Source organism: Clostridium sp. TJA032, assembly GCF_058310275.1.
Genome location: NZ_JBZEFB010000005.1, coordinates 25,174 through 51,177 on the forward strand (window position 1 = coordinate 25,174; position 26,004 = coordinate 51,177).

A 26,004-nucleotide genomic window follows, 5' to 3' on the forward strand; every position below is an offset into this window, starting at 1 on the left:
TTTAAGAATATAATGCATATTTGATGTATAATTAACGAATAAATTTCTTAAAAAAATTTTTTTAACGACAAAAAAACAGGCAAATTTCTTTGCCTGTTTGATACATTAATAGGATTTTTTTAATAAAAGTATTTAAATTTTATATTTTTAAAGTGATTTGCAAACAAGATACTTCTCTATTTTTTTAATATCTTATTTTTTTCTAACTATTCTTACTCCATATGGTTCCATTTTGATTTCTTTTTCTATTTTTTCTCCACTTACCATATCTGTTAAGTCAAAGTCTTTAATGTCTATTACCTTATCTTCTGCTGAGAAGTTCATAAAGAATACAAATTCATTCTTTTCATCCATACGAACTTGTGCATTTATTCCTTTTGGTAAGTCAAGATTTATAGCTCTCTTTAAGTCTAACTTCTTAGCTAAGCTTGCATAGAAATCTGATAAGAACTCATCATTATTTCTAAATGCTATATAGTAAGCTTGTCCGTTTCCAAAGCTATTGCAAGTTAAAGCTGGCATTCCTTTGTAGAAATCAGTTTTGTATGTTGCAAGAACTTCAGCACCTTCTGAGTGAATTAAATCACAGAATATTCTAGCTTCATATTCACCCTTCATTCCTAAGTTGTTATCTTCTTTCATTGAAACATAGTTTACATCTTCATCATAAAGTGCATCTAATTCTTCAGCCCAAATTCCTGTAACCTTTCTTAATGGTCCTGGGAATCCTCCTAAGAAGCAAAGGTCGTTTTCATCAACTATTCCACTCCAGTAAGTTGTAACTAAAGTTCCTCCATTTTTAACAAACTCTTCTAATCTTTCTCCAACACCTGGTCTTACCATGTAAAGCATTGGTGCTACAACTACTTTATATTTTGAGAAATCACAATCCATGTTTATAACGTCAGTTGGAATTGATAAATCCCAGAAACCTTTGTAGTGCTTTTGACAAGTTTCAAAGTAATCTTTCTTTTCTATTCTAGGACCTTGTGCATCATATATTGCCCAGTAGTTTTCCCAGTCATATATAACTGCAACTTGTGGTTCTACAGAAGTTCCTACTACATCATCAAGTTTTGATAATATTTCTCCAACCTTAGTTACATCTCTAAATACTCTTGTATTTTCATGTCCACAATGGTCTACAACAGCTCCATGGAATTTTTCTGATGAACCTCTACTCTTTCTCCATTGGAAGTATTGTACTGTATCTGAACCATGAGCTACAGCTTGAAGAGAAGATAATACATGCATTCCTGGACGTCTAAGTTTTGCAACTGGTTGCCAGTTTGTTGAACTTGGTGAACTTTCCATCATCATGAATGGTTTACCATTTAATATTGCTCTGTTTAAGTCATGAACAAAGCCTATTCTACTTCCTTCATGGTCATCAGTTCTTTCTCCATGCCAGTAAGGGTAGTTATCCCAAGATACAACATCTAGGTAAGGAGCAAATTTCCAGTAATCTATTCCTCTGAATAATGAGATGTAATCATGGAAGTTAGTAGTTACAGGAATATCTGGTGTAATATCCTTTAAGATACTTCTTTCATGCTTGTAGTAATCTAAAGTTTGGTGAGTTACAAATCTCATCCAGTCTAAGTTTAATCCATGAAGAGCTGGTTCTCCGTGAGGAGCTGGTGCCTCTATTTCATCAAAAGAAGAATATGTATGACTCCAGAACTTAGTCCACCAAGCTTTGTTTAACTTGTTTATGTCATTGTTATATTTTTCTCTTAAGAAATCTCTAAAAGCAGCTTCACATAAAGGACAGTAACATTGACCTTCAAACTCATTTGAGATGTGCCATAAGATTAAAGCTGGATGGTCTTTGTATCTTTCAGCTAATAATCTATCTATTATACCTATTTTTTCTCTGTATATAGGAGATGTATAACAATGATTATGACGCTCTCCATAAAGATTTCTTACTCTGTTTGGAGCAACTCTTAAAGTTTCTGGATATTTGTGAGCCATCCATATTGGTTTAGCACCACTTGGTGTTGCAAGTATTACATAGTTACCATTTTTGTGCATTAAATCCATGATTTCATCTAACCATTCAAAGTTAAACTTACCTTCTTCTGGCTCTAACATTGTCCATGAGAATATTCCCACAGCTACAACATTTGTATGAGAAAGCTTCATTAATCTAACATCTTCCCCCCATATGCTTGGCATATCAATCCATTGCTCTGGGTTGTAATCTGCTCCATGAAGCATTTTTGTTACTTTAGAACTTATTGGTCCAAAATTTTTCAAAATAATCCCTCCATTTTTAATAAGTTAAATGTTTTAATCTCATTAATATATAAAGTAAATTGTATATTTTAAGCTAATTTATAGTTATAGGAATAAGCTATAGTTTGTATAGCCTATTCCTAAATACTCTTTTTTTATTTAATTATTAAATTAATTATTTGTCAGCGTCTGGTACATTCCACTCGTTAGCTACTGCCTTACCAACTTTCTTTTCGTATCTTCTCCAGCAGATTTCAGCAAATCCTACGAAGAATACTAATCCTAATACATTGTATAGAAGTACAAAGACTGGATTTGTTGCTCCTGGCTCTAACGTTCCGTTAAAGTATGCTATGAAGTCTTGTGGAGCTGGTATTGAAGATATTACAAATACGAATATGAATAAAGCAAGTAATAATATACCTATTGCTATACCAAATTTTCTTGGTCCAACTTTGAATGTTCTTGGCATATCATCTTTCTTAGCTCTTAATACAATGTATCCAACTAAGAAGAATAATACTGGAATTAGTGATGTTGAAGCTGTCATGTTTATTAACATTTGAAGTAAGTTATCAACAGAACCTATTCCTAAAGCTGGAACTAATAATAATACAGTTACTATTGCAGCTTGTACATATAAAGCATTTACAGGAGTTCCTTTTTTATCTGTTTTAGCAATCCACTTACCAAAGATACCTTCTGGAATTTCTGAGAATAATACTTTAACTGGAGCTGCTGTCCATAAAACTAGTGAACCTAAAGATGCAAGCATCATTATGAATCCAACTATGTTAGTTATTATATTACCTACGCCGTAATTAGAACCTAATATAGCGAAAGCATCGAATAAACCATTTGAGAAGTTACCTTGTAACACATCAGATGGTACAACTAAACCTACTGAAACTGCTCCTAAAGCGTATAAACCACCAACTATGATTGTTGACATTACCATAGTTTTTATAAAGGTCTTGTTTCCACCTTTAACGTCCTTTATGTATACACCTATACTTTCAGCACCACCAACTGCTTGTAAAACCCAAGCTAAAACCATGAAGTATGACCAGTTAAACTTTGGCATAATAGTTTCAGTTGTAAACTCTTGTGCTGGAGCTTTTCCTAATAAGAATACTACCCCGAAAGATAATACTATAAATCCTAAACCTAATATAATTCTAGCGATACCTGAGATACTTGTAATTTTTGATATCCAAGATACACCTTTAGTAGAAATTAAAGTTACTCCCCAGAATAATATTATAGATATAATTGAGATTAGTACTGTTTTTCCGTCAAATACGTTTCTACCAAAGAAAGTATAAGATGCATATATTAACGTCTTAGGTAGTAATGAAGTAAAGAAGAACAAGTTAACAAAGAAATAAGACCAGGAACCTAAGAATGCCCATCTAGCTCCTAAAGATTTCTTTATCCAACTGTTTATACCTGATTCAGAGTCTGAACTAGCAGATGCAAATTCACCAATCATTAAAGCAAACGGTAGGAAGTAAAATACTGTACCAAATATGTATGATGGTATTGTAGCCAGTCCAATTTCAACACTACTGTCGATTATGTTTCCAAATGAAAACACCGCCGTGAAAGTCATAAGCATTAAGGCCCCTGAAGTCAGCGATCTTTTTCTCTCACCCATCTTTAAATCCTCCTCATCTTTATTATTTTTTTACTAAAAAATTTCCCGTAGGAAACGTTTTCTGACATTATAATATCATTTTTTTACTTAATGTTAATGTACAAATTTTGAATAATCAGTAAAAATTCTATAATTTTACTAATTAATTTTACTTGATTTTATCTAATTAAAACTTTCGTAACATTATATATTTTTGCTACCTTCCTTGTAAAATAAGGTTTTTTATCAAAATAATCTAAATATCTTGTTTTTATTGATAATTTATTATTATTTTTCTTATTATATTAACTTATTATTATTTGTAAAATTTTAACTTAAATCTATTCTTTAATTTTTTTACTTAAAGTTTACTCTTTGTCTTTTGATAAGGTTTTAAGCTATTTTTCTATGAATTATATTGAAATTAAATTCTTGCTTTTGTCTTATATTTCATAACTTATCTTTATTTAAAAATTCTCCAAAATTTTATGTATATATTAAAATTCCAATTATAATCTTTTATTTTCTTCGATTTTAAATTGCATTATATTACACTAAAAGAATTACTAAAACTTTTACCAATTTTAATTTCACTTATAAAAGTAAGATTAAAATTTACAGAGTATTAATAAAAAAATTCTTTAAAAAGACAAAATAAAAAAGAGCTAAGAAAATTCTTAACTCTTTTTAAAATTATCCCCAAAGCCCCAAACCTCACTTTTGCTAATAGCCATATGGTTGTAAATTATACCCTTTAAAATGTACTCATGTAAATTGTGTGAGCATAAATTATAAAATAGGTATCTGCTCCTAGATACATCTATGTAACACAATTGCCTTTTTTCCCTAAGGCTAGGGTTTATGACCTCCCTAACAAAAGCTACCATCTAATTTTATATATAATTATTCTTTAGAATTTTAATTTATTTATTCTTTAGTTTTAAATAAAGGTAATTAAAATATTAAAATTTAGTTTTTATTCCATAAGGTCTATAGTCCAATTTAATCCTTGAAGTTTAGTATCTAGTTCTCTATACTCCTTAGAATATCTGTTTATTTCCCTTTGTACTTGTTCAACCTTCATAGCTGAAAATATTTTTATTTCAGTTTGAGAATATCTATTTACCTTTACAGTAGCCTCTTCTGCTACTTCTTTTAATATTTTTATTTTTTTCCCTAACATATCTCTCTTTACAATTAAGTCAGAGATGCTTTCATTACTACTTGTTATGTAGCTACTATTTGTCTTATTTATCTTTATTATAAGTTCCTCTAACTCATTTATTTTTAGTAATATTTCATCATATAATGTGTAGGGATTTTCAGAAGGTTTTTCCCCTTCCTGAACTAATAAATTTTGATTTATTCTGTTTTGTAAACTAAATAACTCTTTTTGAAGATCTGCTCTTAATATTAATGCCTCAGCTAGTTTCATTTTAATTCCTCCAATAAAACTTTATTAAACTTGGCCTCATAAACTTCTCTATCCCCATAAATATAATATATAAGTTATTTTTAGCAATATTAAAAACATTTTAAGCTTTATTTTATTATAACTCTAAAGCAAAAAATTAAAAACTCATTCTCCTTTTAAAATGTTAATTTTTGCCTTAATAAATTAAGAAATTTATCCCTTATTAGACTTTAATTTGATTTCTTGTAAAATCTTTATAAGAAAAGGTAATACTTAAGAAAATTAAGCATTACCTTTTATTTTTCTTTAATACATCAATATTTATCTTATGTATTTACTATTTATTTTATTTAAATTTTTACTTATTTTTTATGTAATAGGTTATAATCTCTTTTAAAATTCTCCACGAATTTCTGCTACAGTACGTATTTTGTGATTTTTAAAGAGTAAATAACCTAAATAACCACTTCCTGCACTTATAATAATACAAGCTAAAGAAGCCATTAAGACTTTAAAAGCTGGATTATATGCAAACATTACTGCAAAACCAGCAATTGGAGTGGCTGTTCCTGGAGACATGTTTGTAAGTCCCATTAAAACAATTATAATTCCACATAAAGCCCCTCCTATAAAGTTTGTTACATAAATAGGTATAGGATTTGCAGTTATTATATCTGCCTGTGTTAAAGGCTCTATAGCAACAGATATAGTATCTTTTTTACTTCCAAATTTCATCTTATGAAATAAAACAAAGTTTAAGAAAGATGAACCAAAAACTGATAAAGCCCCTATAGCCATTGGTGCACCAGTTAAGCCAAGCATTGCTGTTAAAGCCATAGAACTTAAAGGGGCTGTGGCAACTACAGTTATTATTCCTCCAAGTATTATTCCCATTATTATAGGATTTGAATTTGCTGAAGCTATTAATACTTGCCCTATTTTTAATAAAGTAGAATCAACTACTGGTGATACAAATTCTCCTATTCCCCTTGTAAGAGGAGTAGCTAAAAGTATTATTACAATTAAATCTAAACCACTTGGTAATTTTTTTTCTAAAAATTTAACTACAAAGGACATTAAATATCCTGCAATAAATCCTGGTAATATTCCTAAACCTAAACAAGATAGCCCCATTAATACTGAATAAACTGGTGAAACTCCTAAAGCTAAGGGTACAAGTATCCCTGCTGCAACTCCCCCTAAACTTCCATTTGCCTCTCCAACCTTCTTTAAAAATTCTATGTTTAAAACATTACCAAAAAAAGATGAATGAAAAGCCTCCACTAAAAAACTTGCACAGGCTGCCCCTGCTAAAGCCCCCATAGCTTTCATTCCCTGAGGTGCCTTATAACTAAATAAGGTAAACAACCCTAAAACTATTAATAAAAGTCCTGCCCCAATTAAAACTTGCATAAATTTTCCTCCTTAGTTTTTTTAAAAACCTTTTCTTAAAAGCTTTACTTAGTGATTTACAATAAAAATATATTATTGCTTATTAAATTTTGTTTAAATTACCCTTTTTCTATAAATAGCTATTTATATTTTTTCTTGTAATTTATGTATAAATTATTAAAGTTATTATATATTTTATACTAATTTGTAAAAAAATCAAACATTTTTTAATAAAAACAAAAAAACTGATTTTTTATAAAATAAAAATCAGCTTTTATATTTTAAATTTATTTTTATAAAGACTTTAATTAACATCTATATTAAAAATTTTTGAGGGTTTTTCATCAAACATATTTTCATAAAATTCTATTTCTAAATTATTTTTCTCATTATTTAAGGCAAAAGCCATTGTAGCTGTGCATTTTTTCCCCTTACTAATAGCCTTAGAAAATTTAATATTATTAGTAGCTGGATAAGTTTCTAAAATATTTCCTGAATCATCATAGACTTTAAAATTTTCTTCAAATAAGTGAAGATTGTTCTCAAGACCTAAGTTTTCATAGGTGTATTCTATTAAAACAACTTTGTCTGCCTTCTTATCTGAAAATTCATTTCTTTCATCTATAAGTTTTGCACTATCTAAAGTTACTGACATAAGCTTAACACCATTTTCATCACTTAAATAAGCAGTTTCTCCAAGGGCTAGTTTCTTTTCTTCTTCCTCTGCTTTTCCTTCTTTAGCTTTTACCTCTTCTTTAACCTTTAAGGTTTCTACCTCTTCTCCCTCTTTAAGAGCTAATTTTTCAAACTCTAATAATTGATTATACCTTTCATCACTTAAATTAACTCCTCCACCACTTCCTGAGAAGGCAATTCCACCAATAATAAAAGAAATTATTCCTATAGATATTTTGCTTGTAAATATTTTTTTTAGCTTTTCTTTATTCATAAAACCTCCAAGTATTAAATATTAAACTATTTCAAAGCCTATTTACAATATTAACCATTTAATTTTCTTTAATACCTTAAAAAAGTCTAACATAAAAGTTTTTTTATGTTTTTTCTATTTATATATTTATTAAGGAGAACAAGGTCTTATGAATAAAAATAGGAAAATTAAAAATTCCCACAAAAACTAAAAAGCTCTTGTGGGAATTTTTAAATTTCATTAGATAAATATTAAAGTTTTTCCATGTATTTAAATACATCTTTTCTAAATATTATGCCTAAAGCACAAGCTACTATAGCTATAATAAGTATTATAACTACTCCGCCAATGTTTCCTTCTGCTAAATTTGAACCCATAAAGGAAGAGGCAACTAGGGCTGGTATTCTTCCAATCATGGAAAATACTATAAAATGCCATAGGGTTATGTTACTTAGTGCACAGACCATTATTAAGGAATCCTTAGGTGCACCTGGTAAAAAGAAAAGAATAACTAATATAAGCTTAAACTTAGGACTATTTAAAATATTCTCTAGTCTATCGTAAAGATCCTTAGGAACAAATTTTTGTACTAATCTTCTTCCGAATCTTTGACATATGTAAAATAAAATGGCAGAACCTATAGCAATTCCAAAGAATGAAATTACAGTTCCCCAGAAAGCTCCAAAGATATATCCTCCAGCAGCTTGGATAACTTCTCCAGGAATGAAGAATATAACAACCTGTAATATTTGAAATATAAAGAATATTACAGCAGACCAGGGACCAAATCTTTGTAAATAGCCCTTTACTATTTCTCCGTTAGTTATTATTTTATAAAACTCCATTATTTGTTCTCTTGTTAAATATAAAGTTATACACGCTAATATTAAAATCACTATACTTAAGATTATTAAAATTTTCTTTTTCATAAATAAACCTAAATTTAAATTTCCTCCTTGAACAGTTTTTTCATTTACTTATATTTAATATTTTTCTCCATAATTTATTACAGAGGGTTCATAATTAAATTGTTAAGTAAATTTTATTGTTTAAAGTTTTTAAATTGCTAAAAAAAATAAAATGCTTTTTTAACCCTTGCATTTTTACTATCCCCTATTTTAATAGTACTACTTAAATATTATAATACTCTTAAATTTATATTACATTTATATATGAAAAATCTTAATAAATCTTTAAGAGTGGCATTTTATTTTTTTTGAAATTTTGTATAATCCTCTAAATTTAGTTTTTAAGGTGATTTTGTTTATTATTACAATTTTTTATTCTTTTTTCTTTTCTTTTTATGTATATAAAAATTAAAAGTAATAGGATTAATAAAAGAATTAGAGAAATAGTTAATATTATAAGTTTTTCATTAGAATGAGCATATATATTTCCTTCCTTGTCTATAGTATTATCTATTTTCTCACTTATATTACATCTTTCTCCCCTTACTAATAAACGCTCTGTATTAACTCCATAAGGATAACAAGTTAATAAGGTTATATAATCTTCTCCCTCTTTAATTTCTAAATCCTCTACCTCATCTGGCTTAACAATCTTTATTTGATTTACTTTATAGGAAAGATTTTCTCTTAAGCTATGTATAAAAAATAAATCTCCCTCTTTTAATTTATCTATATCTGTAAAAAGCTTTTGATTTGATAAGCCTGTGTGAGCTGATAAAACTCCATGAGTATTTTCTCCCCCTATAGGTATAGAAGTTTCTTCTAAAAGACCAACACCTTTTTTTAATATACTATCCTCTGTGCCGTAATATATAGGTAAGTTAACCTTTATGCTTGGAATTTCTATATAGCCAATCATATCACCCTTCTTAAAAGGAAGAGTTTCTTCCATGGCTTTGTCATCTTCATAAAATAAATTTTTGTTATAAGTTTTACATCTTTCCTTTAAGGAATTTATTTCATCCTCATCTTTATTGTTTATTGTTTCTTTATAATCTGAAATAGTTGATACTGCAAACTTATTGTTTATGTAATTAGAAAGGCTAGGATATATTAAAAATCCAATTGCCGTAAGTGTAATTAAAATTAGAGTATAAAAATATAGTTTCTTTAGCCTTTTCAAACGGAATCTAGTGTCATATTAAGTTAATAGACACTATTTCACCTCCTAAAATTTATTTTAGTAAAAAAGAAATTTCTAAGTCTTAGTAAAAAAACTTCTTTTTAAGTTTCATCATAAAAAGAAGTTTTTTAATTTTATCTATTTAATTTTTTTATTTATTTTTTATTTGTTTCTCTTAAGTTCAACTCTATTGTAGATAATACCAGCAGCAGCTAAGATACAAACTACTCCTAATAAAGTAATTGCTATTTTTATAAATCCTGTGTTTCCAAGTCCCCCTGTTGAAGGTAAAGAAACTCCCTTACGGTTTAAAACCTCAATATTAAATAATGTGTTTTCATCACTTTTAACTTCTTCTAATTCTGTTGCAGCCTTATTGTTATTGATTATCTTAAAGCTTGCCTCTCCTGTGAAATTACCTTCTGAATCTTTAGAAGCTTCTATTTTTATTTTTATAGGGTCTTTTAATAAACTATATCCCTCTGGTGCTTCCTCTTCTCTTAATTCATATTCCCCTTCTTTTAATCCTAAGATTGTTATAATACCTTTCTCATCTGTTACATAAGAATGTTTATTTTCTTCAACAATCTTTCCATTAATTACAGGAGCTAAACTAAATTCAGCACCTTTTAAGTAAAGCTTGTTCTTTTCTCCTTTTGTTGCTTCATCAATCTTTTCAATTTGTAAACCAAAAGTATATGAAGTAACTTTATCCTTTAGTTTCTTAGTGCTTCCCTCTACATATGGGTTGTTTGTATATTCTAACTCTATGTTATTTTCATTTCCTATTTTGTTTATATCATTAATAATAGCTTTTTCATTTAATTTAGCTTCATAATTTAAGCATAGTCCACTTTGTGCATAATCTTTTATATTGTCATAAACAAAGTTTATTGTAATAGTTGTTCCATTTTCATCATTTTTACTTTCAACAGTATAGTCTTTTCCACTTTCAAAAGTCTTACTTCCTGAAGTTACCTTAAAACCAAGCTTATCATTGTAAGTTAATCCCTTACCCATTTTATCTGTAAACTTATAAACTATATTTTTTGCATTCTTTTCATAAGAAGGAATTGAAGCTTTTACTTCGTATTTAATAGTATCTCCTATAGAGGCACAAGAAGTTTTAACTCTACGATTATCCTCCATTACTATTCTTTTTTCTAAGGTTGCAGTATTATCCTTTGGATTAATTTCAACATCATAATTCCATGAATTTTCTAAGGCAGTAGGAACTGCAACTAACATAGGAGTAGATGCAACAAAGGCTCCCTTTGAATCCCCAGAAGTTTCTAAAACTATATAATAACCTAAATCAACAGTATTCTTTTTACCATTTTCAAGTTTTTGTCCTTCTATATTGTTGTCTAAAATAAATTTGTGTATATTAACTGCAAAGTCTTTTATGTCATCTTTATTTAAATCTTTTATGGCATCTTTTTTATAAGAACCATAATTAGAATTGTCGAAGAAATTCTTAAATTTATCATTTACTGTATAATCATAGTTATATATGCTCTTATCTGCATCTAAAATTTTATATGCTTCAAATACAGCACCTTCTTTATTTATTGTAATACTTCCTTGAGTTTGAGCATTCTTATCTACTTTAGGTGTTGTTAATGCATATACTGGCATTGCACTTATAACAAAGAACATAAGAAATGTCATAATAAAACTAAAACTTTTTAATGAATGTTTTTTCATATTTTTAATTCTCCCTTTCTTTTAAGGCAATTTCTTTGCCTAATAAGCTTAAAGCTCCAGCTAAAAGAGTAACCCCGATGAATGAAAATTTATAAGTACCAAGTCCTCCTGTATTAGGTAAGACTATTCTCTTACTATTTTTAACTGAGATTTTATAGCCATTTTTGTTTTTATTTAAAGATATTTCTTCTCCATCTTCTCCAAGCTTATAAAAACATCTGTCCTCATTTATATATAAATAAATATCTTTACCAATCTTATATCCCTTAGGAGCTTTAACTTCTCTTAATACATACTCTCCATAAGGTAAATCTTTAATATTGATTTTGTTTGAATCCTCTATAGATTCTAAATTTGTAATGTTATTTTCTTCCCCTTTAAGAGAGAAGTTTTTATTAACCTTAGAAAAACTTAAGGGATTTTCTAAATCCTCAGCTTTAAAAATATTAAATTCTGCTCCCTTAAGAGGTTTTCCCTTTTCATTAACCTTTTCTATTAAAAGATTTGTGGAAAGCTTTTTCTTACTTCCCTTTATAACTACGGTTTTACTACCTGAATCTTTTTTCACCTCAAATTTAACAGTATTTTTCTTTCTCTCATGCCCCTCTGGAAACTTTACTTGCTCCACTTTATAACTTCCAACAGGTAGTTCTAAAAGCTTTGTTTCTCCCCTTTTAAAGTTTAAAAATTCAATATTATCATTGTTTATATCCTTAACAGGTTCTCCCTCTTTTGTTGTTATTCTAAAAGAAGAACTGTTGTAAAATTCTTCTTCATAATATGCAGAATCTAAAACAAGTTTAATTACTGAATTTTTCTTAGTTGAAACCTTGTTAGTTGGATTTCCATTAACATAAGCAACATTATCAACAACACTTCCAGGCTTTACATCCTTCATACTTGCCTCAATAGTTATGTAAGCTTCCTCTTTGCTATCTATAGCACCCTTTGTGTTTTTTACAATTAACTCCTTTGTATCCTTGTTAAAGTAACTTTCAAACTGACTTGTAGTTGTAACCTTTATATCCTTTAAACGCTTGTCTAAATTATCTTTTATGGTTACTGTGTCCTTAAAAAACTGTCCATAGGAATCAAATCTAATAGTATATTTAATCTTTTGGTCTTTATCTCTGCTACTTACTGAAGTTCTATCAACCTCTTTATGAACATTTAAGGCACCAGCCTCCTTAGAAAGCTTTGAATAATGTCTTGCTGGTACTTCCTTTCCATCATCATAAGTTAATTTAGCCTCATTGGAATAACCCTTCTTTGTTGAGGTAATTCTTGTTTCATAACTTACTGTATATCTTTCATATCTTATATCTCCAAAATCTATTTCTAAAGAATTTAAACTTGAACGAACTCTTGAACTTTTTATAAAATCCTCTGTAACATCTTCACTGCTTGAATTGTTGTAATCAACTCTCTTTATACAAAGGCTATAAACATCTAGTGCCATGCCCTCTGGAATAGTATCTACAAAGGTAGCATTACTTAAATAACTTCTTGTATTAGGATTTTTTCCATCACCTAAGTTAATTTCAACAAAATATTTTATAGGCTTATTTCTATCTAAGATTTCTCCATAATACTCTCGTCCATCCTTTGTATCTGTTGCAGCTAAAGGTAGGTCAGCAGTTTTATACATAAGGGGATACTGCATTCCCTCACTAGGTTTGTCATATTCTTCCCCTTCTACATAAAAAGTTTTTTTCTTTCCAGATAAATCAATTGTAAGAGGGTAGGTTACACCTTTTCTTATATTTTCATCACCAACAAAAGATACAAGCATATATCCCTTAACAGCTTTATCAACATTCTCATTAAAAGTTAAAGTAAGAACGCCATCTTTTAAATCAAAATCTTTAAAATGCTGTTCTGGATACTTTGGAGAAATTTCCTTAAAGACCTCTGGTAAAGTGATGCTAATAACATCTCCTTCCTTAAGCTTGTCTTTATTTAAGATTTTATAATCAATTCTTAAAGTGTTTCTTAAACCCTTAGCTACCTTTTCACTCTCAAAGGATGCACTAGTAATTTCAACAGCTCCATCATTTTTAATATCCTTACTCTCTTTTCCTAAAACACTTTTAGTATTTGAAAGCAATGTAGTAAGAATAAAAATAAAAGTTAAAAGAAAAACAAAACCATAGGAAAATCTACTCTTTTTCATGAAACCTACTCCTCCTTTCTTAAAAAATGGAAATAAAAAAACCGACTATATTTATAACTTTATAAACATAGTCGGTTGCATCACTAACTCAATATATTCCAGATGCCCAAATACAGAATATATATCAACGTTTCTACAATATTTTTATCTTTATTAGTGTCTTATTAAATTCATCATTTGTTTAAAATAAATTTTCATTTCGTTCTGTATGTTACAATATTTTAAATTTTTTGTCAAAACTCCCTTAATTTAAAAAAAGATAAATTAACAATTTAGTACCTATTATATTAATAAATTATTAATTTATCAAGTGTTAAATTAATACATTCTTAAAAGATAAGATTTTTATTTTTTACTTTTTTATTCCTTCTTAAATGGAATTTTTGGAATAATTATTCACTTTTAACAAAACTTATTGAATAAATAAAAATAACCAATTAATATAAAATATACCTAAAAAATAATGCCATATCCCCTTACCTCTCCCCCCTAGTTTTTATTAGTAAATTAAAAATTTAAAATAAAAAATATGCAGGGGGTAGTACTTGAAAATCTATAAATAACTTTAAAAAATTTTAATTTATAAGATAAATATTCCAATATTATAATATATCATTTAAAAAATCCTCATTTAAGAAGATAAAATATAAAACTATAACGAGCAAAATTTCAGTAATTTTTTTACAATTTCCCAAGAAAATAACTGAAACATCCTAAATTAACACCATAAAATCACAAAATTAACAAAAAATTTTATTTTGCTAAGTAAAAATCCTTCTCTCTTGTAAAAAAATCTCCTAAATAACTTAAAAATGCCAGACTTTTAGGAAAATAAAGAAAAAGTAGTCATTAGCTAAAACCCTTGGTATAACTAGCTTTAAGGCACTTTTTTTTATAAAAATGACTGGATTTCCTACTTTTTCACTTCTCCTAAAATTATAAAAAATAAAAAAAAATTTTTTTTTAAAAAACTCCCTATATATAGAAATAATAAAACTCTGGCAACTATGGCAAAAGCCTTGAAATAACTAAAAAATCTCTGGTTTTAACTCTGGCATCTTAATTAGAAAGTCTGGCAAAAAACTTAAAAGTAGTCATTAAATTTGAACATTTAATTAACTTCCCCTTTTATAAAAAACTTCCTCTAATATAAAAATACTGATAAAATTACCTTTATAAAAAAAATTTACTAACTTTATTAAGGTATAATAAAAAAGCTATGGAATAAAATCCATAGCTTTTATTTTTATTAAACTATTTTAGTAGTCCACTCCTCACAGTTCCATATATCTGTTACTACATCTTTATAAAACTCAGGTTCATGGCAAACTAAAAGTATGCTACCCTTATACTCCTTTAAGGCTCTCTTTAATTCTTCCTTTGCCTCAACATCTAAATGGTTTGTAGGCTCATCTAGTATAAGTATATTTGTTTCTTTATTTATAAGCTTACAAAGTCTTACCTTAGCTTGTTCTCCTCCACTTAATACAGCAACAGAACTTTCAATATGCTTAGTTGTTAATCCACATTTAGCTAAAGCACTTCTTACTTCATATTGAGTATATCCAGGGAACTCTTGCCAAACTTCCTCTATGCAAGTATTGTAATTTGCTTCTTTTATTTCCTGCTCAAAATATCCAATACTTTGATAATCTCCTGTTTCAACCTCTCCACTTATTGGCTTTATAAGTCCCATTAAGCTTTTTAAAAGAGTTGATTTTCCAAGTCCATTAGCACCAACTAGGGCTATTTTTTGTCCTCTTTCCATTCTTATGTTAAGTGGTTTACTAAGGGGTTCATCATAACCTATAACTAAGTCCTTAGCCTCAAAAATAAGCTTTCCTGAAGTTCTTCCTTGCTTAAAATTAAACTCTGGTTTTGGTTTTTCAGAAGCAAGTTCAATTCTATCCATCTTATCTAACTTCTTCTGTCTAGCCCTTGCCATTCCTGTTGTTGCAACTCTAGCCTTATTTCTAGCAACAAAATCCTCAAGCTTAGCAATTTCAGCTTGTTGTCTTTCATAAGCTGCCTCTAACTGCTTCTTATTAGCTTCATAAACTCTCATGAAGTTATCATAGTCCCCAGTATATCTAGTTAAGGCTCTATTTTCCACATGGTATATTACATTTACAACACTATTTAAAAATGGAATGTCATGAGATATTAAAATAAAGGCATTTTCATAACCTATTAAATAATTCTTAAGCCATTCTATATGTTCTTCATCTAAGTAGTTTGTAGGCTCATCTAGCAGTAATATATCTGGTGTTTCTAATAAAAGCTTAGCTAATAAAACCTTAGTTCTTTGTCCTCCACTTAAATCAGTAACATCTTTATCTAGTCCTACATCTTTAAGTCCTAAACCTGATGCAACTTCCTCAATCTTTGCATCTATCATATAAAAACCATTATGGTCTAACATATCTTGAATTGTAGCTGTTCTCTCTAAAGCCTTATTCATCTCCTCTTCAGACATTTCTCCCATTCTTTCATAAAGAGAATTCATCTCAGCTTCCATGTCAAAAAGATATTGAAAAGCCTCTCTTAAAACTTCTCTAATAGTCTTTCCTTTCTCAAGCTTAGCATGTTGGTCCATATAACCAACTCTAACCTTATTACTCCATTGAACATCGCCCTCATCTGGCATAAGCTTACCAGTTATTATATTCATAAAGGTAGACTTACCTTCTCCATTAGCTCCAATAAGTCCAACATGTTCCCCCTTTAAAAGTCTAAAAGAAACATCTTCAAAAATAGCTCTATCACCAAAGCCATGATTCATATTCTTAACTATTAAAATACTCATTTAATTCCTATTTTCGCTACCAAAAAAGTAGCTCTCCCTTCCTGCTTAATTATATTTATTACCCTATGTAAGTATTTAAATATTTCTAAAGAAAATATTTTTCTTTAGAAATACTCCTAAAGCTTTAATTAAAATTCTTTATTTTAAAAATATACGGCTACCAAAAAATAAAATTAAAGCTAAAAAGCTAATACCAACTACATTGTATAAAACAGACAATCTAGAAGATTTCTTTTTGTTTAATCTACTCACTCTGCTTTCTACCATTTCCCTACTCCACCTTTCAAAATTTCTAAGTAAATCTATAAAAAATTTTAATTCTATCTAATACATTATATATAGTATATTATCTCTCTTTAGTTTTTCAAATATATTTTTCTTCCTATTAATAAAATTAACTTCTTTTTTACTAGGTCTTTACTAAAAAATTTCAAAAGAAGAATTAAATCCTCCCTAAGTACTTTATGCAAAAAAGAGAAATTTGTTCTAAAATTTTTTAATTAAATAAATATTTCTTATTTTTTAATTATATATTTTAAGAAAGAGGAAAGATTAGAGGGCTTTAAGCCTTTATGGAAAAGACCCCTTATAGTCTTTCTAAGTTTTAATATGTTATAATAGACTAAATACTTTGGTATAAATTACACAAACTAGTAAGAAAGGGGTTTATTTATGCTGTATTACTTAGTGGCACTTTTTGATAAGTATTCCTATGGAATAATAAAGCCATTACAAGAATCCATTTCAAATGAATATAAGCTTTATGAGAATCTTCCAATGCTTCATATTACCTTAGCTGTAATTGAAGATCCAGATATGAACAAACTAAATGAAGTGGTAAAAAACACATTAAAATCATATAAAAAATTTGAGGTTCATTTAAATGGACTAATAAAATTTGGAGACCCTTATAGGTCTGTAAATTTAAAGGTAGATGAAGAAAGTGGAATAATAAAGGATTTATCTAGAGAACTTTATAAGGACTTAGTAGAGGCAGGCTTTAAGGTAACTTCAAATCCTGATACATGGCAACTACATGTTTCCTTAGCTAACCCATACTTTGCACAAAGAGTTTGGGGAGAAGATGAATTTGAATCAGCATACACAAAGCTTCAAGATTATCATTTTGATAGGGAACTTTTAATTGATGCTATTCAATTTTGGAGACCTATAAATGATGAAAGTAAAATGGTAGTCTTTAACTACCCACTAACATAAGAAAAAAAATCAGAGAGAAATTTCTTTCTCTCTGAAAAAGTTTAGTTTATATATAAAATGAGTTGTGCATGAATAAACAATTTTAATAAGTTTCTTTAAAAACTTCAAAGTATCCTTGTGGATGTAAACAAGCAGGACATTTTAAAGGTGCTTCTGCTCCTTCAAAGATAAATCCACAGTTTCCACATTTCCAAAGAACCACTTCGTCCTTTTTAAATACTTTTCCTTCTTCCATATTTTTAGCTAACTTAGTAAATCTATTGTAGTGAGCTGTTTCTGCTTTAGCTATCATTCTAAAAGCTACTGCAATTTCTGGGAATCCTTCTTCCTCAGCTACATCAGCAAAAGATGGATAAAGGTTGCTTAATTCATCATGCTCTCCGCTAGCTGCATATTTTAAGTTAGTTAAAGTATCTGTAGGCAATTCAACAGGATAAGCAGCATTTATTTCTACAGCTTCTCCTTGTAGGTCATCTTTTAAGAATTTATAAAATCTTTTTGCATGTTCCTTTTCATTGTCTGCAGTTTCTGTAAATATATTTGCTATTTGAACATATCCTTCTTTTTTAGCCATGCTAGAGAAATATGTGTATCTAGTTCTAGCTTGACACTCACCTGCAAAGGATTTCATTAGATTTTCTGCTGTTTTAGTTCCTTTTAAACTTTTCATAAAAAACCTCCTACAATTACTTACTTGAAAAAACACTTTAAAATTATTTTCACAAATAAATAATATTTAAGTTATGTTAATTAATAACTATTATTTCTTACATATTTTATATTATCACTTTTCCAAGAAAATTCAATAAGTCTTTGAATTTTTTGTTAAGTTTATTTCTTTTTACCATTCTTTTTTATTATTTCAGAATTTATTAAATATTATTCTACATAAATAATAATTATTTAAAGTTTTTTTAATAAAAGTCTTTTCTGTATTTAAAAATAATTATTAGGTATAATATACCTAAACAAGATTTCTTTAACTTTTATTTTTTTAATATTTATTTTTTATCTTAATAAACTAAATCTATACAATTAAATAAAAAAAACTATAAGGAGGATATAGGCTTTATGAAGGTTAAAATACATGATAACACCATAGAAAAAGTAAAAGATATGTTATCTTCTAGTGGAAAAGATGCCCTTAGAATAGAAGCTAACTCATCTTGCTGAGCAGGCTTAAATATTGAAGTTGTTCTGGATGAACAGCGTGAAAATGATGATGTTTCCATAGATAGAGGAGTAAAAATAGTAGCAGATAAAAGTATTTCTCACTTTTTTACTGATGCAACTATAGAATACAAAAGAACTATCTTAGGAAAAAAATTTAAGGTGTATTAATTTTAAGAGATGTATATTTCCTAAGGATTAAGTTAATAATATAAATAGCTTAATACACTCTTAAGTTAACCACACAACTTAATAAAAAAGGAACTGTATCCCAAAACAGTTCCTTTTTCTTTTTAAAAATATTCTATTTAAATTCTCCCTCTTTATAAAAATCTAAAAGCAATAAATTAAATACCTCTCTAAAAATTAACCCTTGCCTATTTAGACCAGAAAGAAGGTATAAACAATAAATACTATAACGCTTAATACAAAAGGAATATTTATTACTCTTTCTTCCTTATAAGAAACTCTTGTTGCTACATCTAACTCATCTAAAGTTATATCAAAGTTTCTCTTTTCCATCTTTCTTATTAAATAAATAATTAAGAAAGAAGCCACTACTGCTAAAACTAAATAATATAAAAATAGCTCAACCTTTATACCAGTAGCTAATGTATTTACATTATTTATAGAATGAAGTAAATCCTCTGGCTTTATTCCTTCACTCATAATTCTTTGCTGAATTAAGTTAAAGGTATTTATTAAAAAGTGCATTATCATAGATAAGAATATACTTCCTGTAGCTCTAACTACATAGGCTAAAATTATACCCATAACTGTAGCATATAAAAATTGATGAGCATTTAAATGTAAAATACCAAACATTATACCAGTCATAACTGCAGCTACATTCTTACTCTTAAACTCAAAACCAGAAAGAACAATCCCTCTCATAGTAAGCTCCTCTGTAATAGCTGGTGTTACTCCAACTACTAATATCATAAGCCATAAAGGATAACTTCTCATTTGCTCTAAGGCTATAGCCACCTCATTTGTAGAAAACAAACTTGATATATATGAAAAAAATGTCATTACAGGTAAAGCTAAAGCAGCTATTAAAACTGAATAAAATATATCTTTTCCCTTTGGTTTTTTAAAACTAAAAACTCTTTTATAGTTACTCTTAGTTACAAATATATAAATAATTGCTGGAACTATAAAAAATATTATATGTACTGCCATAAGAACTAAAGGTGGTATAATCCCCATCCTATACAGCATTGGCGTTACAAACATAGGTCCTACTATAGATAAAACTAATACTATAAGAAAATATAGATCGACTTTAAATATAGGCTTCATCTTATTTCTCCCTTCTATAAATCATTACTAAAATATAAATTATAAAATATAAATTATCTTAAAACATACTTAATCATTTTAAAATATAACATATTTAATCGCATATTACTAATTAATCATTTTTTATTCTAAAGTTCTTTCTATTAAACTTATTAAAAGAAAGATAAAATTATAAGTTTTTATAGACATACCTCTTTATTAAATTCTCCATAAAAAAATAAAAATATTTATTTTAAATTGTATAAAAAAATCAATACGGTCAATACTATTTACTGAGGCAATAAGCTTCAATCTTATAATAGCCTCTCCCCCATTTTATTTATACTGACAGTTTCGATAGAATACAGTCTAACGAAACTGTCTCCCCCTTAAAACCCTTATAATGTAATAAATTTTCTTCATGTTTTAAAAGCAGAGAGTATGGAAAAATACTCTCTCCATTTTTAAAATTCAGACATATTAAAGCATAGCTTTAAAATAAAACTAAGCACATATAAATTACCCATTAAGTTTTCTTAATGGGTAATTTTTTAAACAAAAATACCTTTAAGCCCTATTTCATATCTTGAAGTTCTCTTCTTAGCCAGTCTAAAACATACATTACAGTTTTTCTTCTAACTACCTGTCTTTCATCCTTAAAATTAAACTTTCTAACCTTTGTTACTCCATTAATATGTAAGGCTGCATAAACTAATCCAACAGGTTTTTCTAAAGTTCCTCCACCAGGACCTGCTATTCCTGTTGTAGATATTCCTATTTTAGTATTAGCATTTCTAGCTATCCCCTCTGCCATTTCTCTAGCACATTCTTCACTAACGGCTCCAAAATTCTCTAAGGTTTCCTTCCTTACTCCAAGCCTTTTCATTTTAGCTTCATTAGAATAAGTAACAGCCCCTTCCATAAAGACCTCAGATATTCCAGGATAATTTATAAGTGTACTTGCAACCATTCCTCCAGTACAGGATTCTGCTGTAGAAACTGTCATATGTTTATGAACTAAAAGCTTTCCAACAACCTCTTCTAAGGTAGTTTCTCCTTCTCCATAAACATTGTCTAAAAGCCTTCTCCTTATTTCCTCCTCCATAGGAGCAATAAGTCTTTTAGCCTCTTCTTCATCCTTTCCCTTAGCTGTAATTCTTAAAATAACATCTATATTCTTTGCATAAGGAGCAACTGTTGGATTTTCACTATCTAAAAGGTCAGAAACTAAAACCTCCATTTCACTTTCTCCTAAGCCAAAAACTCTTAGAACCTTAGAAAGTAAAACACCATCACTAAACTTACTTAAATAAGGAACTACATAATCCCTAAACATAGGCTCCATTTCTCTTGGAGGTCCTGGAAGAAGAATTATTCTCTTATTATTAGGTCCTTCTAAAATAGCTCCTGGTGCTGTTCCATTATTATTCTTAAGTATTATAGCTTCCTTTGGAAAATAACATTGTTTTTTATTATTCTCACTCATCTCTAAATTATTATCTTTAAAATACTTCTCTAACTCTAAAAGAATATCTTCCCTTAAAGAAAGTTCCATATTAAAATACTTAGCTGCCAGCTCCTTGCTTAAATCATCCTTTGTAGGTCCTAAACCTCCAGTAGTAATTATGGTATCACAGTTTTCAAAAGCCTTATGAAAAGCTTCCAATATTCTTTTAGGGTTATCCCCTACTACAGATTGATTATAAACATTAATACCAAGGTTTGCCATCTCCTTTGATAAAAACTGTGCATTAGTATTTATAATATCTCCTAAAAGTATTTCTGTCCCAATTGCCATTATTTCAGCTTTCAAAAAATCACCTTCTTAAAATTAAATTTTGCACTATAAAATTATTATCCCCTAAGAAATAATTTTACTCTACTTTTCACTCTATGTCCTAAGTTTTATACATATTTTTTCTATAATTTCTAATTATTATATGAATAATCAATTACAAATTTGACCTCTTATTTACTTAGTTCTATAATAGTCTTTGTTTATTCTTAATAATCTTTTTAATATGAAGCAAAAATATTAAAAACCTCTAAAAGAATAATAAAACTAAATAAAAAACAAGTAAAATTAAGGAGGTAAAAAATGAATTCAAAATTTAAAGGTATTATCTTTATGATACTTGCCTCAGCAGCCTTTGCTACTATGAACCTTCTTAGTAAGCTAGCTGTAGGAGTTAATTCCTATCAAAAAACCTTTTTGACAAATGTAGTAGCAACAATAATTGTTTGCTTTATAATATTTTATAAAAAAGGCTCCTTCTTTGGAAAAAAAGAAAGCAGAAAATACTTATTAATTAGAGGGGTAGTTGGAACCCTATCCATACTAACAAACTATTACGCTCTAGATAAAATGTTCTTATCAGATGCCACAATACTTACTAAATTAGCACCTTTTTTCACAATAATATTTTGTTACCTATTATTAAAAGAAAAAATTACAAAAAAACAATTTACTCTTTTAATAATAGCTTTTTTAGGAAGTTTATTTGTAATAAAACCTCAATTTAGTACAGCAATAATCCCTTCTCTTGTAGGCGTTTTATCTGCTGCCTTTGCAGGAATGGCATACACAATGATAAGAGTGCTTGGAGATAAGGAGGACTTTTGGACAATAATCCTTTCCTTTACAGCCATAGCAACTATAGTAATGTTCCCTTCAATGTTTATGAACACAGAGGCCTTAACCCTAAAAAATGTACTTTTACTTGTTTCTGCTGGTATAGCATTTACTTTAGGACAAGTTTCCTTAACCATAGCCTATAAAAATGCACCTGCCTCAGAAATATCAATGTATGACTATATAGGATTAATAATAGCTGCCTTTTATGGATTTATTTTCTTTAGAGAAATACCAGATTTCCTATCCTTTGTTGGATATGTAATAATAGTTGGCTCCTCAATACTAAACATTTTAGGAGGTAAGAAAAAAAAGAAAAAAGAAGGAAATGAAATAATTCCCTATTTAGATTAAAAAAATTATAAAGAAAAAAGCTGTTTAAAACAGCTTTTTTTCTTTTTTGTAAATGCAAAAATAATTATTATTTTATAATGAAATCAATTAATTATAATTTGTTATCATATAAAAATCAATGTTAAATAATTTAATAATTTATTAATTTTCTTGATACCCCCTTTATTTTTTAGATTCTTTCATATTATATAACCTAACTATAAATACACTTAAAAGAGCAAGTTCTAAAATAAGCCCCTCTCTTGCTCCAAAGCCCATAGAGTATCCAATACTTGCACATTGCTCATATCCAAATCTCAAAGCCTCTTGTATCATATAAATAACCCTCCTAAAAACGCCCTATCTATAAGTTATATGCCCTAAAAGAAAATTAAATTCTCTAAAAGAAATATCTTTCCCTAAAATAAAAAAACATAAAAAAAATAAGTGGAAGGGGCTAATCCTTCCACTTATCTTTCATATTTTCAACTAGAAAATACAGCATGACACATTATTTTGGGAGCATCTTATAAAAAGATTATGAGTCGTATGAGGCTAATTTGTCTATTTTATCATTTATAAAGTCGGTGGGAGTTTGACTTAACGTTTAAATAATCTTAACCCATAATCTTTTTTATAAAATACTGTAAAGTGATTGAGATTTTTATTATGTTGTTTAACTAAAAGTTTATCTTATAACAATAAAGATATAAGAGTTTAATTTCTAAAATCTGAGCATTATTTTAGAAATTTCCGACTAAATTCTCTGCGAATAAAGCCTGAGGTTTATTTATATAAACTCTACCCAAAAACTATTTTGAATAAAGAGTTCCACTTATTAATTCTTCTTCTTCTTCTAGATGTTTTCCAAATCTAGGGTTAATAGCTTTGAAGAACATATTTAAGAAGTTAAGTAATATAAAGAATATTACATATGTTGCTACGAATATTTCTACATCTCCAAAGAATTTAAATAAGCTAGCCATCTTAGCATATCCTAAATCAGTAAAATAAGTTGATAACTTAAATGCTGATAAAGTGGCAATTGCTAAGGGGAAGGTAAAGGCTGCATAAGATGGCTTAAAGCCTTCTTTAAATAACTTTAAGATATATCCGTAGACAACTACAAGTAAAACTAAACCTGTTATTATTAACCAAGCCAACATGTATGGATTAGGATTAGGTTCAATTGTTAATATACCAACTATTCCAAGGGGAGCTGGTGAACAAATTATACCTACTGTTGGCAACTTGTGGTCATCTAAGATTTCACTCTTAAATACTATATATAGAACTAATGGTAATAGAAGTGTATAGAATACAAATCCAAACATTAGCATAAAATGCGCTATTTGTGGAATTTGAGGTATTACCCCATCCATTCCTTTACTTGCCACACTACCTGTTATCATACCTGTATAAACTATGAAACAAGTAGGCATTATATTTTCAAATTTTCTTTCTCTAATTCTTGTTATTGTATAGAATATGACTATACCATAATGATATATAACAGCTGCTATCCAAAGCCAACTACATAATACTGGGAAGTATGGATAGAAGAATCCTGATACTAACCAAAGAACCATTCCTAGTGTCGGGTAAAAAGTACCTGTTACTGGATTTTTAAGTTCATTATACACAACCTTTGGAAATCTTATAACTCTTAAAATCATTAAAGCAAGCATACAGACTGCTAAAAATATTGCTATTGGTTTAAAGTAATTTATTCCTTTTAATTTCCATGAGTTACTTAATGTTATAAATGCCAAGCAAGTCCCACTGATTCCAATTGGCATATTTTGAAGCTTATCTAAATACTTTTTCATCTGTTCCATCATCACATCCTACTCACTTGATAATTCTATTATATACCATTTCTGTAATAAGCTAAAATACATTTCTTCTATAATAGATATAAGCTTGAAGTTATAAAAATCATGAAAATTAGATTTTATTAATTTTTTCTTTAAACTTTGTTTACATTATATACATATTTTGTTTTTTTTGATACAATATTAATAACGATTTCATATTTTTTACTTTTTATAGATATTTTTCTTTAGAATACTAATATTTAAATGATATGAAAAAGGAGGGAAAACTCATGAAAAAGGTTTTAAAAACATTAGGATTTGTAATTGGTCTACCCCTACTTTATATTTTTTTATCAACTTTAGTTTCGGGAGTTTATGTAGGAGTTTATTATATAGTAAATCAAGTAGGTCCAAATACCTTCAATATACTTGAAATCCTAACTCCTGTTATTTATAACTTAACCATAATTTCAGACTTAATAATGTTTATAATAGTATTTTTTATATTTTTAGGTTTAAAGAAAAATTTATTTAAAGTATGCAGGTTTAACAAGGTTAACCTAAAGGTATTATTTTATATGATTATTTTTTCCATAGGACTATCTATGCTAATATTATTCTCTATGGTAATATTAACACCCTTATTTCCAAGTATCTTTGAAAGTTACTCCATAGTTGAAAGTGCTATGGCCTTAACTAAAAACTCTATACTATCTCTTGTAGTTGTTATTTTACTAATACCTATATTTGAAGAGATTTTCTTTAGAGGAGTTATTTTTGGATTTTTAAGAGATAATTATAGCTTAGCCCTAGCCCTAGTTTTACAAGCCTTTATCTTTGCTATATGTCATTGCAACTTAATACAGGGAATTTACGCCTTTATATTAGGATTATTTTTAGGAATATTCTTTTATTCTACAAACTCCTTATATGCTTCCCTTGTTGCTAACATAACATATAAGTTTTTTTCTTTTCTTGTAATTCCATTAACCCTTTCATACTTAGAAATTGCACCAATTATGGTTATGGAAGTACTTTTTATAATAGTGTCAGTTGTTTTAATAATAATAGGAGCCCATAAACTTATAAAGTTCTTTGAAAAAGACTCCTCACTTTATTATTAATAAAATATATTTCTTAAAATTATAAGTTTTATACACTTACT

General features: G+C 28.1%; 20 protein-coding genes and 1 riboswitch. Of the genes, 4 read left to right on the plus strand and 16 right to left on the minus strand.

Annotated features, from left to right (window positions below; all coding sequences use genetic code 11):
• Window positions 1-192: 192 nt before the first annotated feature.
• The 11 genes from AC4FRL_RS10590 to AC4FRL_RS10640 form a co-directional block, all read right to left on the minus strand.
• Entirely contained in the window at window positions 193-2,262 is a 2,070-nt protein-coding gene (locus AC4FRL_RS10590) for a beta-galactosidase (protein ID WP_491140174.1), read from the minus strand.
• A 154-nt stretch (window positions 2,263-2,416) separates the two neighbouring features.
• The gene (locus AC4FRL_RS10595; protein WP_491140176.1) at window positions 2,417-3,898 is read right to left on the minus strand and encodes an amino acid permease; all 1,482 of its coding nucleotides are present in this window, start codon (window positions 3,896-3,898) and stop codon (window positions 2,417-2,419) included.
• Window positions 3,899-4,853: 955 nt separating this feature from the next.
• Window positions 4,854-5,312, minus strand: a complete 459-nt coding sequence (locus AC4FRL_RS10600) for a DIP1984 family protein (protein WP_491140177.1) — start codon at window positions 5,310-5,312, stop codon at window positions 4,854-4,856.
• 372 nt (window positions 5,313-5,684) lie between these two features.
• Entirely contained in the window at window positions 5,685-6,704 is a 1,020-nt protein-coding gene (locus AC4FRL_RS10605; protein WP_491140179.1) for a PTS sugar transporter subunit IIC, read from the minus strand.
• A 283-nt stretch (window positions 6,705-6,987) separates the two neighbouring features.
• Window positions 6,988-7,632 (minus strand): DUF5067 domain-containing protein, encoded by a 645-nt coding sequence (locus tag AC4FRL_RS10610; protein WP_491140180.1) that lies wholly within the window; start codon window positions 7,630-7,632, stop codon window positions 6,988-6,990.
• Between the two features lie 230 nt (window positions 7,633-7,862).
• Window positions 7,863-8,456: a TVP38/TMEM64 family protein gene (locus tag AC4FRL_RS10615; protein WP_491140182.1), complete on the minus strand. Its 594-nt coding sequence runs from the start codon at window positions 8,454-8,456 to the stop codon at window positions 7,863-7,865.
• A 397-nt stretch (window positions 8,457-8,853) separates the two neighbouring features.
• Window positions 8,854-9,702 carry a class C sortase gene (locus AC4FRL_RS10620; RefSeq protein ID WP_491140184.1) on the minus strand — a complete coding sequence of 283 codons (849 nt, stop codon included), beginning with the start codon at window positions 9,700-9,702 and terminating at the stop codon, window positions 8,854-8,856.
• 162 nt (window positions 9,703-9,864) lie between these two features.
• Window positions 9,865-11,409, minus strand: coding sequence for a SpaH/EbpB family LPXTG-anchored major pilin (locus AC4FRL_RS10625; RefSeq protein WP_491140186.1), 1,545 nt, complete (start codon window positions 11,407-11,409; stop codon window positions 9,865-9,867).
• A 4-nt stretch (window positions 11,410-11,413) separates the two neighbouring features.
• Window positions 11,414-13,582, minus strand: a complete 2,169-nt coding sequence (locus AC4FRL_RS10630) for a SpaA isopeptide-forming pilin-related protein (protein ID WP_491140188.1) — start codon at window positions 13,580-13,582, stop codon at window positions 11,414-11,416.
• Between the two features lie 60 nt (window positions 13,583-13,642).
• Window positions 13,643-13,726, minus strand: a riboswitch (cyclic di-GMP riboswitch).
• A 1,105-nt stretch (window positions 13,727-14,831) separates the two neighbouring features.
• Window positions 14,832-16,388, minus strand: coding sequence for a ribosomal protection-like ABC-F family protein (gene abc-f, locus AC4FRL_RS10635; protein WP_491140190.1), 1,557 nt, complete (start codon window positions 16,386-16,388; stop codon window positions 14,832-14,834).
• Between the two features lie 138 nt (window positions 16,389-16,526).
• Window positions 16,527-16,655, minus strand: coding sequence for a hypothetical protein (locus AC4FRL_RS10640; protein ID WP_491140191.1), 129 nt, complete (start codon window positions 16,653-16,655; stop codon window positions 16,527-16,529).
• A gap of 405 nt (window positions 16,656-17,060) precedes the next feature.
• Here AC4FRL_RS10640 and AC4FRL_RS10645 point away from each other — a divergent pair, with 405 nt between their 5' ends.
• Window positions 17,061-17,606, plus strand: coding sequence for a 2'-5' RNA ligase family protein (locus tag AC4FRL_RS10645; protein WP_491140192.1), 546 nt, complete (start codon window positions 17,061-17,063; stop codon window positions 17,604-17,606).
• A gap of 82 nt (window positions 17,607-17,688) precedes the next feature.
• Here the strand turns inward: AC4FRL_RS10645 and rbr are convergent, their stop codons facing one another.
• On the minus strand, window positions 17,689-18,276 hold the full coding sequence (gene rbr / locus AC4FRL_RS10650; RefSeq protein WP_491140193.1) for a rubrerythrin: 588 nt from the start codon (window positions 18,274-18,276) through the stop codon (window positions 17,689-17,691).
• 401 nt (window positions 18,277-18,677) lie between these two features.
• Here rbr and AC4FRL_RS10655 point away from each other — a divergent pair, with 401 nt between their 5' ends.
• Window positions 18,678-18,947, plus strand: coding sequence for an iron-sulfur cluster biosynthesis family protein (locus AC4FRL_RS10655; protein WP_491140195.1), 270 nt, complete (start codon window positions 18,678-18,680; stop codon window positions 18,945-18,947).
• A gap of 210 nt (window positions 18,948-19,157) precedes the next feature.
• Here AC4FRL_RS10655 and AC4FRL_RS10660 read toward each other — a convergent pair whose 3' ends face one another.
• The gene (locus AC4FRL_RS10660; protein ID WP_491140197.1) at window positions 19,158-20,078 is read right to left on the minus strand and encodes a CPBP family intramembrane glutamic endopeptidase; all 921 of its coding nucleotides are present in this window, start codon (window positions 20,076-20,078) and stop codon (window positions 19,158-19,160) included.
• 553 nt (window positions 20,079-20,631) lie between these two features.
• Window positions 20,632-21,870: a competence/damage-inducible protein A gene (locus AC4FRL_RS10665; RefSeq protein ID WP_491140198.1), complete on the minus strand. Its 1,239-nt coding sequence runs from the start codon at window positions 21,868-21,870 to the stop codon at window positions 20,632-20,634.
• A gap of 285 nt (window positions 21,871-22,155) precedes the next feature.
• Here AC4FRL_RS10665 and AC4FRL_RS10670 point away from each other — a divergent pair, with 285 nt between their 5' ends.
• Window positions 22,156-23,043 (plus strand): DMT family transporter, encoded by an 888-nt coding sequence (locus AC4FRL_RS10670; RefSeq protein WP_491140199.1) that lies wholly within the window; start codon window positions 22,156-22,158, stop codon window positions 23,041-23,043.
• A 162-nt stretch (window positions 23,044-23,205) separates the two neighbouring features.
• Here AC4FRL_RS10670 and AC4FRL_RS10675 read toward each other — a convergent pair whose 3' ends face one another.
• Together AC4FRL_RS10675 and AC4FRL_RS10680 are read right to left on the minus strand one after the other, a co-directional pair.
• On the minus strand, window positions 23,206-23,358 hold the full coding sequence (locus tag AC4FRL_RS10675; protein ID WP_491140200.1) for a hypothetical protein: 153 nt from the start codon (window positions 23,356-23,358) through the stop codon (window positions 23,206-23,208).
• Window positions 23,359-23,834: 476 nt separating this feature from the next.
• Entirely contained in the window at window positions 23,835-24,860 is a 1,026-nt protein-coding gene (locus tag AC4FRL_RS10680; protein ID WP_491140201.1) for a TDT family transporter, read from the minus strand.
• 269 nt (window positions 24,861-25,129) lie between these two features.
• Between AC4FRL_RS10680 and AC4FRL_RS10685 the strand changes: the two genes are divergently transcribed.
• On the plus strand, window positions 25,130-25,963 hold the full coding sequence (locus tag AC4FRL_RS10685; RefSeq protein WP_491140202.1) for a CPBP family intramembrane glutamic endopeptidase: 834 nt from the start codon (window positions 25,130-25,132) through the stop codon (window positions 25,961-25,963).
• Window positions 25,964-26,004: the final 41 nt, after the last annotated feature.

Excerpts from the sequence above, each read along its gene's own strand:
- AC4FRL_RS10660 (WP_491140197.1), bottom strand. The coding sequence starts at position 20,078 with ATGAAGCCTATATTTAAAGTCGATCTATATTTTCTTATAGTATTAGTT.
- AC4FRL_RS10600 (WP_491140177.1), bottom strand. The coding sequence starts at position 5,312 with ATGAAACTAGCTGAGGCATTAATATTAAGAGCAGATCTTCAAAAAGAG.
- AC4FRL_RS10630 (WP_491140188.1), bottom strand. The coding sequence starts at position 13,582 with ATGAAAAAGAGTAGATTTTCCTATGGTTTTGTTTTTCTTTTAACTTTT.
- rbr (WP_491140193.1), bottom strand. The coding sequence starts at position 18,276 with ATGAAAAGTTTAAAAGGAACTAAAACAGCAGAAAATCTAATGAAATCC.
- abc-f (WP_491140190.1), bottom strand. The coding sequence starts at position 16,388 with ATGAGTATTTTAATAGTTAAGAATATGAATCATGGCTTTGGTGATAGA.
- AC4FRL_RS10625 (WP_491140186.1), bottom strand. The coding sequence starts at position 11,409 with ATGAAAAAACATTCATTAAAAAGTTTTAGTTTTATTATGACATTTCTT.
- AC4FRL_RS10670 (WP_491140199.1), top strand. The coding sequence starts at position 22,156 with ATGAATTCAAAATTTAAAGGTATTATCTTTATGATACTTGCCTCAGCA.
- AC4FRL_RS10640 (WP_491140191.1), bottom strand. The coding sequence starts at position 16,655 with ATGGTAGAAAGCAGAGTGAGTAGATTAAACAAAAAGAAATCTTCTAGA.
- AC4FRL_RS10680 (WP_491140201.1), bottom strand. The coding sequence starts at position 24,860 with ATGGAACAGATGAAAAAGTATTTAGATAAGCTTCAAAATATGCCAATT.
- AC4FRL_RS10675 (WP_491140200.1), bottom strand. The coding sequence starts at position 23,358 with ATGATACAAGAGGCTTTGAGATTTGGATATGAGCAATGTGCAAGTATT.
- AC4FRL_RS10610 (WP_491140180.1), bottom strand. The coding sequence starts at position 7,632 with ATGAATAAAGAAAAGCTAAAAAAAATATTTACAAGCAAAATATCTATA.
- AC4FRL_RS10645 (WP_491140192.1), top strand. The coding sequence starts at position 17,061 with ATGCTGTATTACTTAGTGGCACTTTTTGATAAGTATTCCTATGGAATA.
- AC4FRL_RS10605 (WP_491140179.1), bottom strand. The coding sequence starts at position 6,704 with ATGCAAGTTTTAATTGGGGCAGGACTTTTATTAATAGTTTTAGGGTTG.
- AC4FRL_RS10595 (WP_491140176.1), bottom strand. The coding sequence starts at position 3,898 with ATGGGTGAGAGAAAAAGATCGCTGACTTCAGGGGCCTTAATGCTTATG.
- AC4FRL_RS10685 (WP_491140202.1), top strand. The coding sequence starts at position 25,130 with ATGAAAAAGGTTTTAAAAACATTAGGATTTGTAATTGGTCTACCCCTA.
- AC4FRL_RS10615 (WP_491140182.1), bottom strand. The coding sequence starts at position 8,456 with ATGGAGTTTTATAAAATAATAACTAACGGAGAAATAGTAAAGGGCTAT.